Annotated in this window: 15 protein-coding genes and 1 pseudogene; 2 read left to right on the forward strand and 14 right to left on the reverse strand. The window is 71.2% G+C overall.

Going from position 1 to position 13,173, the window contains the following annotated elements:
• Nucleotides 1-86: 86 nt before the first annotated feature.
• On the forward strand, nt 87-335 hold the full coding sequence (locus AQJ67_RS10175; protein ID WP_063807308.1) for a hypothetical protein: 249 nt from the start codon (nt 87-89) through the stop codon (nt 333-335).
• A gap of 107 nt (nt 336-442) precedes the next feature.
• Here the strand turns inward: AQJ67_RS10175 and AQJ67_RS10180 are convergent, their stop codons facing one another.
• The 8 genes from AQJ67_RS10180 to AQJ67_RS10215 all read right to left on the reverse strand — a co-directional run bounded on the left by AQJ67_RS10180 (nt 443) and on the right by AQJ67_RS10215 (nt 7,739).
• Complete coding sequence (locus tag AQJ67_RS10180; RefSeq protein ID WP_107122857.1) at nt 443-1,588, reverse strand: MSCRAMM family protein; 1,146 nt, start codon at nt 1,586-1,588, stop codon at nt 443-445.
• A 10-nt stretch (nt 1,589-1,598) separates the two neighbouring features.
• The gene (locus AQJ67_RS10185) at nt 1,599-2,441 is read right to left on the reverse strand and encodes an SPDY domain-containing protein (protein WP_062717766.1); all 843 of its coding nucleotides are present in this window, start codon (nt 2,439-2,441) and stop codon (nt 1,599-1,601) included.
• A gap of 72 nt (nt 2,442-2,513) precedes the next feature.
• Complete coding sequence (locus tag AQJ67_RS10190; RefSeq protein ID WP_062717767.1) at nt 2,514-3,008, reverse strand: hypothetical protein; 495 nt, start codon at nt 3,006-3,008, stop codon at nt 2,514-2,516.
• A gap of 32 nt (nt 3,009-3,040) precedes the next feature.
• Nucleotides 3,041-3,901: an SPDY domain-containing protein gene (locus AQJ67_RS10195; protein WP_062717768.1), complete on the reverse strand. Its 861-nt coding sequence runs from the start codon at nt 3,899-3,901 to the stop codon at nt 3,041-3,043.
• Nucleotides 3,902-3,946: 45 nt separating this feature from the next.
• Nucleotides 3,947-4,600 (reverse strand): HAD family hydrolase, encoded by a 654-nt coding sequence (locus tag AQJ67_RS10200; RefSeq protein WP_062717769.1) that lies wholly within the window; start codon nt 4,598-4,600, stop codon nt 3,947-3,949.
• Nucleotides 4,597-5,760 carry an MFS transporter gene (locus AQJ67_RS10205; protein WP_079055866.1) on the reverse strand — a complete coding sequence of 388 codons (1,164 nt, stop codon included), beginning with the start codon at nt 5,758-5,760 and terminating at the stop codon, nt 4,597-4,599. The genes AQJ67_RS10200 and AQJ67_RS10205 overlap by 4 nt, the downstream gene beginning before the upstream one ends.
• Entirely contained in the window at nt 5,757-6,992 is a 1,236-nt protein-coding gene (locus AQJ67_RS10210; protein WP_062718512.1) for an ATP-grasp domain-containing protein, read from the reverse strand. Before AQJ67_RS10210 ends, AQJ67_RS10205 begins: the two co-directional genes overlap by 4 nt.
• A 144-nt stretch (nt 6,993-7,136) precedes the next feature.
• The gene (locus AQJ67_RS10215; RefSeq protein WP_062717770.1) at nt 7,137-7,739 is read right to left on the reverse strand and encodes a deazapurine DNA modification protein DpdA family protein; all 603 of its coding nucleotides are present in this window, start codon (nt 7,737-7,739) and stop codon (nt 7,137-7,139) included.
• Nucleotides 7,740-8,162: 423 nt separating this feature from the next.
• Here AQJ67_RS10215 and AQJ67_RS10220 point away from each other — a divergent pair, with 423 nt between their 5' ends.
• Nucleotides 8,163-9,200, forward strand: a complete 1,038-nt coding sequence (locus AQJ67_RS10220; RefSeq protein ID WP_244190414.1) for an IS110 family RNA-guided transposase — start codon at nt 8,163-8,165, stop codon at nt 9,198-9,200.
• A 15-nt stretch (nt 9,201-9,215) separates the two neighbouring features.
• On the opposite strand, the pseudogene AQJ67_RS50655 reads toward AQJ67_RS10220, so the two are convergent.
• The 6 genes and pseudogenes from AQJ67_RS50655 to AQJ67_RS10245 form a co-directional block, all read right to left on the reverse strand.
• Nucleotides 9,216-9,605 (reverse strand): annotated as a pseudogene (locus AQJ67_RS50655) (deazapurine DNA modification protein DpdA family protein); the annotation flags it as partial.
• Nucleotides 9,497-10,189, reverse strand: a complete 693-nt coding sequence (locus AQJ67_RS49150) for a VUT family protein (protein ID WP_244190415.1) — start codon at nt 10,187-10,189, stop codon at nt 9,497-9,499. The pseudogene AQJ67_RS50655 and the gene AQJ67_RS49150, both read right to left, overlap by 109 nt.
• A 52-nt stretch (nt 10,190-10,241) precedes the next feature.
• Nucleotides 10,242-10,544: a hypothetical protein gene (locus AQJ67_RS10230; RefSeq protein WP_062717771.1), complete on the reverse strand. Its 303-nt coding sequence runs from the start codon at nt 10,542-10,544 to the stop codon at nt 10,242-10,244.
• 33 nt (nt 10,545-10,577) lie between these two features.
• Nucleotides 10,578-11,813 (reverse strand): MFS transporter, encoded by a 1,236-nt coding sequence (locus AQJ67_RS10235; RefSeq protein ID WP_062717772.1) that lies wholly within the window; start codon nt 11,811-11,813, stop codon nt 10,578-10,580.
• Nucleotides 11,810-12,328: a hypothetical protein gene (locus AQJ67_RS10240; protein ID WP_062717773.1), complete on the reverse strand. Its 519-nt coding sequence runs from the start codon at nt 12,326-12,328 to the stop codon at nt 11,810-11,812. Before AQJ67_RS10240 ends, AQJ67_RS10235 begins: the two co-directional genes overlap by 4 nt.
• Complete coding sequence (locus tag AQJ67_RS10245) at nt 12,325-13,167, reverse strand: winged helix-turn-helix transcriptional regulator (protein WP_062717774.1); 843 nt, start codon at nt 13,165-13,167, stop codon at nt 12,325-12,327. Before AQJ67_RS10245 ends, AQJ67_RS10240 begins: the two co-directional genes overlap by 4 nt.
• Nucleotides 13,168-13,173 lie beyond the last annotated feature (6 nt).

Here is a 13,173-nt window from a genome sequence, read left to right on the forward strand (position 1 = left end):
CACCGGAGCCTGAGTTATCCACAGGCCACAACAGGTTTCGGGTACTTCCCCTACCGTGCTGCTCCTGTGGATCACAAGGGGGCGTTATGCACAGGCACGGAACCGTGTTCGAGGAGCTTGCAGTCGAGGTCATGGCGCAGCTTCCGACCGACGAGGCGCGACGCGAGGTGCTCGACCTCGTCGAGCTGGTGCGGACCGATCCGCGGGCATGGCCGGACGTCCGGGATGCCGGCAGCGTCGAGGAGATCCGCGAGGCGTTCGGGGCGCGCTGCTGGATCCAGTACATGCCGCATGCCGGGGCGATCGAGGTTCGCGAGATTGGATGGGCCGACTGACCAAGCCTTCGAGTACTGGGCGGTGTTCGCTGCCGGACCGAGTTGCGGGCAGGCGAAAGCCCCCGAAGTCCGCGAGAGGATTCGGGGGCTGTGACTGCCGGGCGGTATCAGTCCTGGATGCTGTGGCCGTCGTCCTCGGTACGGCGGCGGGCGGCGAAGACGGCTCCGGCGCCGGCGGCAAGGAGGATGCCGGCGCCGCCGAACAGCCAGGGGGTGGCGTCGGCCCCGGTGTGGGCGAGTGCACCCGTAGCGGTGGGTGCCGTGCTGCTCGGCGCGGTCTCATCGCCGGCCAGGGTCTCTGACGGTGCGCTCGATGACGAGGCCGTGCTGTTGCCCTGGGCCGGGGTCGTGGTGCCCGGCGTGGTCGGGACGGTGGTCGGCTCGTCGGACGGCTTCGCGGAGGACGTGGGGGCTGGGGTTGTGCTGCTGGTCTTCTTGGCGTTGGTGACGGTGACGATGACCGGGTCGCCGGGATTCGCGGTGAAGCTCTTCGAGGGCTTGTAGAGGGCGTATCCGGCGGGGGCCGCGGTCTGCTGAAGCCAGAAGTCGCTGCCGGTACGGGAGTTGATAGGCAGCTGGGCGCTGGCCGTGCCGTCGGAGCCCGTGGTCAGGGTCAGGATGGTCTTGTCCCCGCTGCCAATGTTGACCGTGGCGCCGACCAGCAGCTTGCCGCTCTTGTCGTCCTTCGCCTTGAGCGTGACCTCGGCGGGCTTGAACGGGTCGATAACCGTGAGCGGGGCGACGGCGCCGGGGGTGACGATGACGTCCTGATCGGCGACGACGTCGTGCAGCGGGCTGCCGCTGGAAACTTCCTTGAGACGGTAGACGCCCGGTGCCAGGTCCTGGAAGATCAGCTGCCCCTGAGCGTCGGTCTTGCCGCTGCCTGCCTCCTTGCCCGTGGAGTCGTAGAGGGTGAAGGACGCGCCGGCGAGGACGTCGCCGCCCGCGTCCTTCTTGAGGATGGCGACGCCTCCGCCTTCTGCGGCAGCGCGCGATGTGGGCATGGTGGAGGCGGCCGGGGACTGATCCGGGGTCTGAGCGAAGGCCGCCGGGGCCCAGATCAGGGAACCGGTCACGGTGGCGGCAACGGTGAGGGCCGCAGAGGGGAGATAGCGGGCGGAGGGGGTGTGCAAGTAGGAACTCTCCAGGGACGGGAAAGGACTGCCCGGCGGTGAGGGGACGGTCAGCGGGCACGGCTCGGGCCGGGGAGCGCTGGGGGTGTGGCGGCCGGCGGTGAAGGGGTCGGTCGACATAGCCGGGTCCTCAGCGGCGGCGGGCAGGCAGGCCGGCACCGGGCGCGGCCGGTGGGAGCGTGGTGGTGCTCCAGCGCGGGACGCTGCGCGTGCCGAGCGCGGGCCGGCGGCGGGCTGCGGCGATCTGCTGGACGTCGAGCGGGGTGGGCGCGGCAGGCTTCGGTGGCTCGACGGGGGTGAGCTGGGCGAGTTGGGCGAGCCCGGGGCTCAGGTCGTCCTGGTAGCGGGCGATGGGGTCCGGTGCGACGAAGGAGGCGGCCATGGCGGCGATCAGATGCTTCGGGGTGCGCGCGGTGAAGTTCGCCTCCGCGCGAAGGACCCTTCGTTTGTCAGGGCCGGCCCACAGCGTCACCACTTCGGCATCGGGGTCAGTCCTGACGATGTCGATACTCGCGCCGGCCAACTGGTCCGGGGAGACGATTTCGACCGAGCCGTGCTTGAGCGGTCGGCGTTCCCAGCCCGCGTCGAGTAGCGGCTGGACGGCGTCGGTCCAGTAGTACGAGTGGTTCGTCAGGAAGCTCTCGCTGTCCTCGTCCCACTCGTCGGCCAGGGCGTGGACGAAGTCGCGGACGATCTCGGGCGGCATCTTGTCGCTGATGCTCGCCGTCCAGCGGGAGGCGGAGACGGCGTCTTCGGCAGCGCTGATCTTCCACACGTCGAAGTGGTCGCCGAACCAGCCGATCTTGATGCGGTGGTCCGGGGAGGTGATGAGGAGCTGGCACGGTCTGTCGCCCAGGTGGTGGTGCGGCCACTCTCTGACGGACTCAAAGTACATGGGGTCGACATGGCCGAGGCCGGCGAGGTAGCGCGGGGAGACGTAGACATCCCCCTCGATCGGGGTGGGGTCGTTCATGGGTATATCCGTCGGGGTCGGAAGGAGGAGGTCAGCGACTGGCAGCCGGTTGCATGGCGGTGGAGGCGCGGCTCAGCGTGCGCGGGTCCCGCTGCGGGCGACGGGCACGGCGGGGGCCGTGTGCGCGGTCCGGCCCCGGTCGCGGCTCGGCGCGGAGACGGTCCAGGCGCCGGGGAACCAGACGGCGGTGTACTGCTCGATGGCGTCGCGCAGTCCGATGGTGTGGGCGCCTTTCCATGGCACCAAGTCGGGCCGGTCGCGGTGCTCGTAGATCGTGCTGTACCCCGATTGTCCTGGTCTGCGGCCAAGGGTCGCGTCGCGGTGATCGAAGGTCTTGTGGTCCTCGAACCGCAGTGCCACGGCGTCGAGTTCGCCTCTGTCTTGGTGGATGGCGGCGAGGCGCAGACCGCCGTACGTGTCTGCGACGAAGGCGCGGCTGAAGGCGATCCGTAGCCGTAGCGGCCCGCCTGGGATGGGGGCGGCTAAGTAGGTGTTGCCGACGACAGTGGCCTCGGTGAACGGGAGCTTCAGGTGCTCCATGAAGAACTCGCGGGCGTACAGGGCCAAGCGGATGCCTCCGGTCGGACGGTCAGGGGTGGTCAGCGGCGGGGGCCGGGCAGGGCGGGTCGGCTGGTGGTGCTCCAGCGCGGGACACTGGCCGCGGGCAGGACGGCCGGGCGGCGGGACACGACGGCACGCTGCACGTCGAGCGGGGTGGGGGCCGGCGGGCCGGGCGGGAGGATAGGGGTGAGCTGGGCCATGCCCTTGATGTAGCTGAAGGTCGCCTCGCGCCATCGGGGCAGTGGAGCCGGGTCGGCGACGCACTCGGTGACGGCGGTGAGCAGGGCGACGGGGGTGTCGGTGCTGGCCGTGGCGTACCAGACGGGCCGGTCGATGGACATGCCCGCCCACAGCTGCCAGCGGGCGTCCCGCGTCGTCAGCTCGGCGTCGGGATCGAGGTCGCCGGTGGTGAACTCCATGCCGGCGAGTCCGTCCGGGGCCTGGATGGCGAAGACGCCCCAGCGCGGGCGGTCGATCTCCCAACCGTGTTTCAGCAGGGGCACGACGGCGAGGAAGGGGTCATGCTCGTCGTTCCCGGAGACGGGCTGGGCGAGGTAGGCGTCCGGCCCCTGCTCGTACGCCGTGGCGAGGGCGGTGGTGAACGCGGTCACGAACTCGGTGGGGACGCGGTCGTTGAAACAAACCCCCCAGACCGGCGGGCCGAACGCATCCTTGTAGGCGTTGATGCGCCAGAGCCCGTCGTCCTCACCCTCGGGCAGGTAGCCCAAGCGGACGCGCCGGTCGGGAGCGGTCACATAGAGGTTGGAATCCTCGTCGTACTGGAAGTCCCAGCCAAGGCCGAGGAGAGGGGCGAGGGCGAGGTCGCCGGTCCCCGTGGTGGAGGCGAGATGGCGCGGGGAGACATAGACGTCGCCGTCGAGCGTTTCGGTGTCGGGCACGAATGTCCTGGGGGCAGAGTGGTGACGGTTGGGGCGGCCCGCGGGTCAGGCACCAAAACTGTCGGCCGGGGCGGGCAGCAACTCCTGTGCCAGATCAGCGAGTTGGCCGGTGTAGTGCAGGGTGCGCAGGCCCAGCTCGGCGGCGGCCTGGCAGTTGTCCTCGCGGTCATCGACGAACAGCACGCGTGACGGGTCGTCGACGCCGGTGGCGGCCAGGGCGTGTTCGTACGCGGCCGGATCGGGTTTGCACAGGCCCAGGCGGGCGGAGTACAGGGCGTCGTCCATCAGCTCGCGCCGCCAGTCGGTGGCATTCAGGACGTTGCTGAGGTGCGCCGGGGCGTTGGAGAGCAGCACCATGGGCAGCCCCTCGGCGCGGGCGAGGTACAGGGTGTCGAGGACGAAGGGATCGGTGCCGGTCCACATGGCGGTGTCGGCGGCGATCAGGGTGCGCAGCCACCGCGGGCTGGGGTGGTGGCCGAGAACCTTGGCCCAGTACGCGAGGTCGCTGAGTTCTCCGGCGTCGTACGCCTCACGAGGTGCCCAGAAGGCATCCCTAAAGGAGTCGAGTTGGTCGGCGGGCCATTCGGCGAGGGCGGCGAGGCACCTCCACATGAGCGTGCTGGGCTGTCGGCCGATTACGCCGTTGTAGTCAATGATCACGGCGTCTACGGCGGTGGGGGAAGTGGCGGGGGTGGTCAAGGGGCGGGGTTCTCCAGGGCTTTGCGGGACAGGAAGGCGACAGCGGCGGCGAGGAGGGCGGGCAGCAGCAGCGCGGTCGTCAGGGAGGTGAGGGTGGCGAGGGCGCCGATGAGGGCGGGGCCGGCGAGCAGGCCGACGTAGCCGGTGACGGAGACGTGGGCGACCGCGCGGGGGCCGCCGGGGCCGGCGGCGGTGATCAGGCTGGGGACCGCGACGGACAGGCCCAGGCCGAAGACGGTCCACCCGGCCAGCGCGAAGACGATGGTGGAGTCGGCGAGGCCAGTGGCAAGACCGAGGGCAGCCAGGGCGGCACCGGTGCGTACGACCGCGGGGACACCGTAGCGGGCGGTGAGCCGGTCTGCGGCGAGGCGTCCGGCAGCCATGGCCCCGCTGTAGAAGCCGAACGCCGCCGCGCTGACCGCAGCCGTGGCGCCGAGGCCGTGCAGGTGGACGGCGGCCCAGTCGGCGGCGGCCCCCTCCCCCAGCAGCGTTGCGGCTGCGAGCGCGCCCAGCAGCCACAGCTGGCCCCGGGACAGACCTCCGCTGGTCTGCGGGACCGGCCGGCAGGGATCCGGGGCGAGTTCCGGCGCGGTAGTGACCAGGCATCGGTTTGCCCGGGCCGCCGCGCAGGCTGCTGCCCCGGCCACGGTGCCGACGGCGACGAACAGGAGGGTGTACGAGAGGTGGGCGCTGACCGCGGCGAGCGCGGCGCCCAGGAGGGCGCCGACGCTGTAACTCGCGTGGAAGGCGCCCATGACGGGCCGCCCGATGGCGTCCTGGCAGCGGACCGCGGCAGAGTTGACTCCCACGTCGAGCACGCCGTGCGCGACACCGAAGAGAAGCGCCACCACAAGCAACGCGTTGAGGCTGTCGCAGGCTCCGAGCGCGGCCAGGCAGGCAGCGAGTCCGATCGCGCCGCCGGTCACCAGAGCGGGGAGCCGGGCCGGGCGGGCGAGGCGTCCGGCGGCCTGGAGGCCGGCGACCATGCCGAGCGCGGCGGCCAGCAGGACCAGGGCAAGACCGGCGGTACTCAGCCCGGCGGCTTGCTGGACCGCGGGCAGGCGGGCCCCCCACACGGCCATCACCAAGCCGAGACCAAAGAAGTACCCGGTCAGCAGACGGCGGCTGCGCACCAGCTCGGGCACGGCAGGACCGCTCACGCGGCACCGGCCTCCCCCAGCGCATCCACCTGCGATGCCGAGGCGACCTGGACTTCGAGGTTGCGGTACGCCTCCTGCAGGTGTGCTTGGGCGAGGGCGGCGGACGGCCCGGTGGTGATCAGGTAGCCGATGCGTGCAGTGAACAGATCACCGCCGTCCTGCGGCAGCACCACCGGCTCCCCCACCCGCCGCTGGAACCGGACCCGCTCCAAGCCCTCGGTCTGCTCGGCGAATCGGCCGGTGAGCCGGCAGGCGGTGAGCAGCCCGGAGTAGGCGGGGTAGACGAACCGGATGGCCGCCGCACGCTGGTGCGTCGGGGCCAGGTCAGGGGCGTGTCCGCAGGCGATGTCCGCGGCGGCGCGGGCGAGGTCGACGCCGGTGGCGAGCTGCACGAGGTGGCCGATCAGGTCGCCGGCAAGGCGGGCGTTGACCTCGATCAGCCGCGGGCGCCCGTCGACCAGCCGCATCTCGACATGACTGACCCCGTCCGTGACCCCCAGCGCGGTGACAGCTGCCTCGGCGGCCGGGGCCACGATGGCCAGCAGCGGATCGGCCGCGTCCACACAGTGCGCGATCTCCTCAAAGCCAGGCTGAAGGCCGAGGGTCTTGCGGGTGACGGCGACCACCGCGGTCCGGCCCCGGTAGGTGGCACACTCGACGCTCACCTCTGGTCCGTCGAGATACTCCTCGACCAGGACCTCGGTGTTCTCCCCGCCGCGCCCCACCACACGCTCGGCGACGGCGTACGCGGCATCCAGTTCGCCGGGGGTACTGGCCCGGGTCACGCCGATGCTGCCCGCGTGTGCGGCGGGCTTGATGACGACCGGGTAACCGATCCGAGCGGCGGCTGTGCGCGCCTCCTGCACGTCGCGGACGCTCACCGAGGTCGCTGAGGGGACACCGTGGCGGGCGAACAGGGCCCGTGCGGCGGCCTTGTTGCGGCACGCGCGCAGGGCCTCGGGTGCGGTGGTGGGCAGGCCGAGCCGGCGGGCGAGGCGGGCGACGGGGACGAGGTACCACTCGGTCCAGGTGACCACCCCGGCGAGCCGGTGGCGTTCGGCCAGGGCCTGGCCAGCGGCGTTCAGCGCGGCCTGGTCGGTGGGGTCGGTCACGACCACGCAGTCGCGGATGTACGGCAGCTGCCACGACGGCTCTTCGCCGGTGATGAGGACGATGTCGTAGGCGGCGGCGACGGATTCGAGGCAGTGGCGGCGATAGTGCTCGGCCTCCATGTCGGCCGCGGCCACGACCAGGACGACCGGACGATCCGACGAGTCACGGGGCGAACGGGAGGTCACATTGAGCGAGGGATTGGGGTGCGGCATCCGGGAGTTGGTCCTCCGTAGAGACGTGCGGTACGGGTTGGGGGGGCGGATCTAGGGCAGCTGGGCGGTGACGCGCTGATACCAGCGGCTGACCCAGTCCCAGCAGTTGGCGCAGCTCTTGTGGCTGTGGCCGGGCAGCGGAGCGGAGCGGCGGGCGCCCATCGACCAGGCCATCGAGTCGGCGGAGACCAGAGCGTCGGCGTAGGCGCCCAGCCCTGCGGTCTTGACGCCGAAGCCGTGCAGGCGCAGCCCCCGGCGGGCGAATTCACGGACGATCAAGGCGATCTCATCGGTGGCCTGGCGGCGGCAGACGGAGCCGATCCCGACGACGGGCTCCGCCGCGAGATCGATGCCCGCGTCGGCGTACAGCTGCGCGCAGTGAAGGTAGTGGCGCAGCTCCCAGCCCTGCAGCACGGGGATGAACGGCAGGTCCGGGGCGATGGTGCGCAGCTCGATCAGGTTCGCCACCGTGTAGCGCTGGTGAACGGCTATGGCCGCGTCCATGTCCTGGTCCGGCTCGCCGGGCGACAGGCCGCGGGCGGTACGTGTGCCGTGGAACCAGCCAGGGCTTGCGGACGGTGGGTCGCGTTTGCCGAAGATCACCCAGGGTTCGCACTGGTAGTTGTAGACCTGCTTCGCCGTCGGGTCTGACACAAGTTCGCACGCGGGCCCGACGTGCGGTTCACGCCCACCTAGGTGCCTTTTGGATGAGTTGTCGGCCAGGCGGCGAAGCGTTCTTCCAAGGTGCCCCCGGCCGTGATCTTCGTGGTGGGATTCTGCGCAGTGTGTGCTGTCCCTCCCCGCGCTGGCTCCGTATCTCGCACTGACGCCATGTCCTGTCGTTGACCCGCCGCCCGAGGAATTCAGGCGGCGCGACAGTGCCGACGTGGAACCGGAAGTGACCTGATAGGAGCTTGATCGCGCATAAGCAGCGCGGCTCATACCAGTGATGTCCAGCGGTTCCACGGCGCCACAACCAACGGCAGCGACGGAGGGTATGACACGGTGACCAGCACGGACGTACGGCCAGGCCGAGGAGCACGGCAGCAGGCGACTGCCCTGGAGGTCTGGATAGGCGTGGACACCCATCGGGACTTCAACGTGGCCGCAGCACTGGACGAGCGTGGCCGGAAGCTCGGCACGCTGACGGTTCCAACCACCAGCGCGGGCAACCAGTCGCTCCTGGCCTGGGCACGTTCGCTCGGCGAGACCGTGCGCGGCTTCGCTCTGGAAGGCACCGGCAGTTACGGCGCCAGCCTCACCCGCCACCTGCTGACGGCGGGCGAGTTCGTCGTCGAGGCCACACGGCCCCGGCGCGACCGACAGGCCAGCCGCAACGACGGAAAGAGCGACTTCATGGACGCTCTGCGCGCGGCCAAGGCCCTGCTGGCCGAGGACTTGGACATCGCCCCGAAGCACCGCGACGGCGACGTGGAGGTGCTGAGGTTGCTTCTCATCGCCAAGCGCAGTGCGGTCAAGGCCCGCACACAAGCCGTGAACGCGATGCGCGCCATCCTGGTTACCGCGCCCGACGAACTGCGCAACCGCCTCCGCGGCACCAGTAAGGACGAGCTGATCGAGCGGTGCCTGCGGCTGCGCCCGGCCGCCGAAGGCTTGGAGGCCGCCGCGAAGCGCACCCTGCGGCACCTGGCGCGTCGCTGCCGCATGCTCACCGAAGAAGCCGACCAGGTGGATGCCGAGGTCGCCGAGATTGTCAGGCGAGCTGCCCCCGAGCTGTTGGAACTGCACGGCGTCGGCACAGGCACAGCCGCCACGCTGCTCGTCGCTGCCGGCGACAATCCAACCCGTATGCGCAGCGAAGCGAGCTTCGCGCATATGGCCGGCGTTGCGCCTCTCCCCACCGGCAGCGGTCTGACCAGCGGCCGACACAGACTCAACCGCGGTGGCAACCGCCAGGCGAACAACGCGCTGTGGACCGTCGTCGTGACCAGGATGAGGACCGACGAGAGGACCCAGAAGTACCTCGCCCGTCGGACCGCCGAGGGCAAGTCGAAGAAGGAGATCGTCCGGTGCCTGAAGCGGTACGTCGCCAGGGAGATCTACCGCACCTTGCTCGCCCGGTACCGGCGTCCATCCGCACTTGCAAGCACATAGGAGCGTCATCCAGTCCTGCGGAGCCGCCCACGCCATCCGGCCGATCGCCTCGGCGTACCGCCGTACCTCGGCGGCATACTCGGCGGCGGAGATGGTCCATCGGCCGTGCCGCTGGAGCTCGGTGAAGCCGCCGGAGTCCAGCGCCCACGCGGTGCGGGCACGCGGGAAGGTCTTGCGCTTCTTCAGCCGGTTGCGGGATATGAACAACGGGATGTCGCTGTCGGCGAGCCAGTTCACCATGTGGGTGCCGAGGTAGAACGTCGGGCCGCCCGCTTCGCCGACCGCCGCAGTGGCGGCTACGCGGTCACCGTCCGGCGGCGGCGCCGCACGACCGCGATCACGGTGAGGGCGGCGAGGGTCATCAGCGTCTTGCCGAGCAGTTGGCCCGGCAGGAAGGCCAAGGATCCGAAGGCGAGCGACAGGAAGATCACCGAGTCGGCGACCGCGCCGACGGTGTTGCTGACGGCCACCGCCACCATCAGGCTAAGACGCCTAAGGGGCTCATAGACGGCCGTATCGAGCAGTTCCGACAGCACGAACGCGGCCACCGAAGCCAGCGCCAGACGCGGCTCCGCCAGGAGCCACGACACGGCGCCGCCCGCTGCGACCGCCGCGAGCACCGCGTGGGGGCCTAGTACTTCCCGGGTCAGGTCACGCAGGACCAGCGCCAGGCCACCCAGGTAGACACCGGCCGGAGCCATCATGCCGAGCCCGACCGGGACCGTACCGACGTGTGCGGTGAGCAGATTCGCCGCGGGGACCGTGCCCAGGTATGCGGCGGCCAGCAGACCACCGTACGCAGCCTGTTGCGATCGTTGACCGGCGAACGGCCATGTGAGCGGACGGGCTGAACGAGGCGTCCAGGTCCTCAGAGCGTTGTGCGAGACCGGGCGGGCCGGTGATTCGGTGCCCGGGGCGCGGCGGCGGACAGCGGCCGGGCAGGCATTGAGCAGTCCCTGGTGGCCGGGATGACCGGCACGAGCGGACAAGAAAGGGGGTTCTCCGTATCGGTGGAAGGCAGGACGAGCGAAGAGGGGGGTTTCAGGCGGCACGGCGGCGGCGCAGCTCGAAGACGCTCACCCAGTGGGGGTGGTCGTCGATGAGGCGGCGGGCGTAGAGGGCGGTGAAGTTGTTGTTCAGCCCGGCGACGCCGTACGGGAGTTGGCAGCGCAGCTCTTCGAAGAGGTCCTTCACCCCGACTCGTGTGGCGCCGGCGGCCAGTCGGCGGGCGGCCATGCGTTCCAGCGCGCGGTAGACGTGCGGGTTGCGCGCGTCGAAGGCGTGGAACCGTTCGGTGATGGTGCGACCGCTCGCGCGGTTCGTCCCGGGGACGGCGGTGGGCATTGAGGTTCTCCACAGGCTGGGGGCGCAGCAGGGTCAGGTGCGCAGGGCGGGGCCGGTGCGCAGGCGGGCGAAGGCGTAGAACAGGCCGAGGGCCTGCAGGGCGGCGCAGGCGGTGATGACGTGGCCCAGGGCGTCGGGTGGGGTGAGCGCGGTGAGTACGCCGGCGACGGGGAGGGGCAGCAGGAGGATGAGGATGGTCGCCGACAGGGTGCTGCCGAACTGTTCCGGTGGGATCAGGCGGGAGCGCAGGGTGCGCAGGACGACCGTCATGCCGCCGTCGGCGGCCATGAGGACCGCGACCAGGACCAGGTAGGACAGGTAGTCGGGGGCCTGGGCGGCGGCGAGGGCGGCGAGCGAGGCGAGGGTCGCGCAGGCGGCGCCGACGGGCCACAGGCCCAGGCGGTCGATGGCGAACCGGCAGATGGTGACGGACAGGAGGGTGGCCGCCGCGGCGGCGGACCAGACCAGGCCGACAGCGGTGGTGGACTGCCCGAAGTGCTCAACGACGATCACCGGGCCGGCCGCTTGGAGGAGCCCGGTGGCCAGGTTGGACAGGGTCAGCCCGGTCACGAGCCAGCCGAGCGCGGGAAGCGAGCGGATGGTGCGCCACCCGGCGAGGAGTCCGCTACCGGAACGCCCCTTCGGCGCCCGGGCCGGGGCGACGGGCGAGGGGGGTGTGCGCAGGGCGAGCAGCGCGGCGAGAAGCGACAGCACGGTGATCACCGCGAGCATCGGCGGCGGCCCGGCAAGCAGAAGTACCCCAGCGAGGGCCGGGCCGGCCAGGGTCGCGGTCTGGTCGATGCCGAGCAGGACGGCCTGGACACGGTGGGCCCGCGTACCTGCTCGTCGGCCTGCGGCGGCGCCCGCCGTCTCTGCCGCGATGTAACTGAACTCGGTGAGCACGCCGGTCGTCGCCGCGAGCACCATCACCGTCGCGCCCGCCACGGCGCCGGACGGGTGGAGGTAGAGCAGGACCGCGCCGGCGGCGAGGGCCAGCGCGCGCCCCAGGGAGGCGAGGTGGAAGACGACGGCCGCCCCTCGCCGGTCGACGACCGATCCGGCCCACCCGAACGCCGCCAGCCGCGGGATCCACTCCAGAGCGAACGCCGCTCCCGTCAGCGCGGCGGAGCCGGTGCTCGCCAGGACCAGCAGCGGGATACCGTAGGTGGACATCGCGAACGCCAACGCGTCCGCCGTGCGCGGCAGGTAGATGCTGCGCATCAGCCCGGCGGTGTGGCCTGCATGCCGGGGTGTGACCGCTGCGCTCACGCGGCCGGCTCAGGCGCGGATACTCCGGTGACCTGGGGGTTGCCGGCCAGCCACTGGATCAGCAGAGCGCGGGGACGGGCAAGGTCCGCATCGGCCTCGTCGCCGGGCAGGCGTGCAGCGGACCGCCGCGCGAGGCTGTCGGTGCGCTGGGTCGCGAGCGAGGGCGCCAGGAGGTCGAGGACGTGTCGGATGCGAGTGCTGAACTCGCAGACCGGTTCCGGGAAGGCGTGGCGTCGGGCCCAGCGCGCCGCCGCATCGTACAGGTCGGCCAACTGTGAGCCCTGCTCGGTGAGTTCCAGACCGGTGCCAGGCGCGAGACGGACGAGACCGTGGGTGCAGGCCGTTTCGGTGGCGCGGCGCAGTTGGTGCGTCGCGAGATCGGGAAGGGTGTCGGCCAGCCGTCGCGGCGGTATCGCCCCGTTGTCGTCGATCTCGGTGACCAGGCGGATCAAGGGGCGCGACGCCAGCAGCTCGACAGCGTTGCGGGCTTCGGCAGGGGTGAAGAGGGTGGTCATCGGCGCGGGCCTCCTGCCTGGATGGCCGTCTTCGGGCGGGCGGTCGTGGCATGGGAGAAGAGATCGCGGTTGTGCCACGCCGGAGAGGACTCACCCGTCCGGGCCTGCGGGAGGGTTGCGGGGGTCGGCCGGGCCTGGCTGCTGACCCACGGCCTCGGTGTCGGCTTCGCCTGCGGGTGCCCCCAGACCGGGTGCTGGGCCGCGGTGTTGAGGGGCTGCCCGGCGGACCATGCGGACAGGGCACCCAGAACGGGGCCCAGACTGTCGCCCGCCGCGGACAGCTGGTAGGGCTGGCCGATGCCGTCGGTGTCGACCAGACCGTCGGCGACGAGCTGCCGCAGCGGCGGATACACGTTGGTCCAGTCCCTGCTGGGCATCACGATCCGGGCCAGGGCCCGCCCGCTGACCTCCTCGCGGGACTTCAGCACCCACAGGATGGCGGCGGCGTGCCGCCGGGTGAGCAAAATGAGGCAGTCCTCGATCTGCTCGATCGCGGGCAGCGGCCGGTCCGCCTTCTCCAGATGCTCCTCGGCCCAGGTGACGACCATCGGCAGGACCGGCAGCAGGGCCACGCCACGCTCGGTGTGGCCGTAGGTCACATGCCGTGCGGTGTGTTCGGTGCGCTCGACAAGACCGGCGTCACACAGCGCTTTGAGCTTGGGGTGGAGCTGGCCGTCCTGCAGCCACGACACCTTGGCCGCCAGCTCGGTGTAGCGCTGCGGCGGGCCGGAGAGTGCCAGCAGGATCCTGACGTTCCAGCGCGGGGTGATCATGGCGAGGGCCTCGGAGACCCGGGCGATGTCGGCGTCGGTGTCAGGGGGCAGAGCGGTGATGGCCAATTGAGG

The sequence above is a fragment of the Streptomyces caeruleatus genome, from assembly GCF_001514235.1.
Classification (GTDB): Bacteria; Actinomycetota; Actinomycetes; order Streptomycetales; family Streptomycetaceae; genus Streptomyces; species Streptomyces caeruleatus.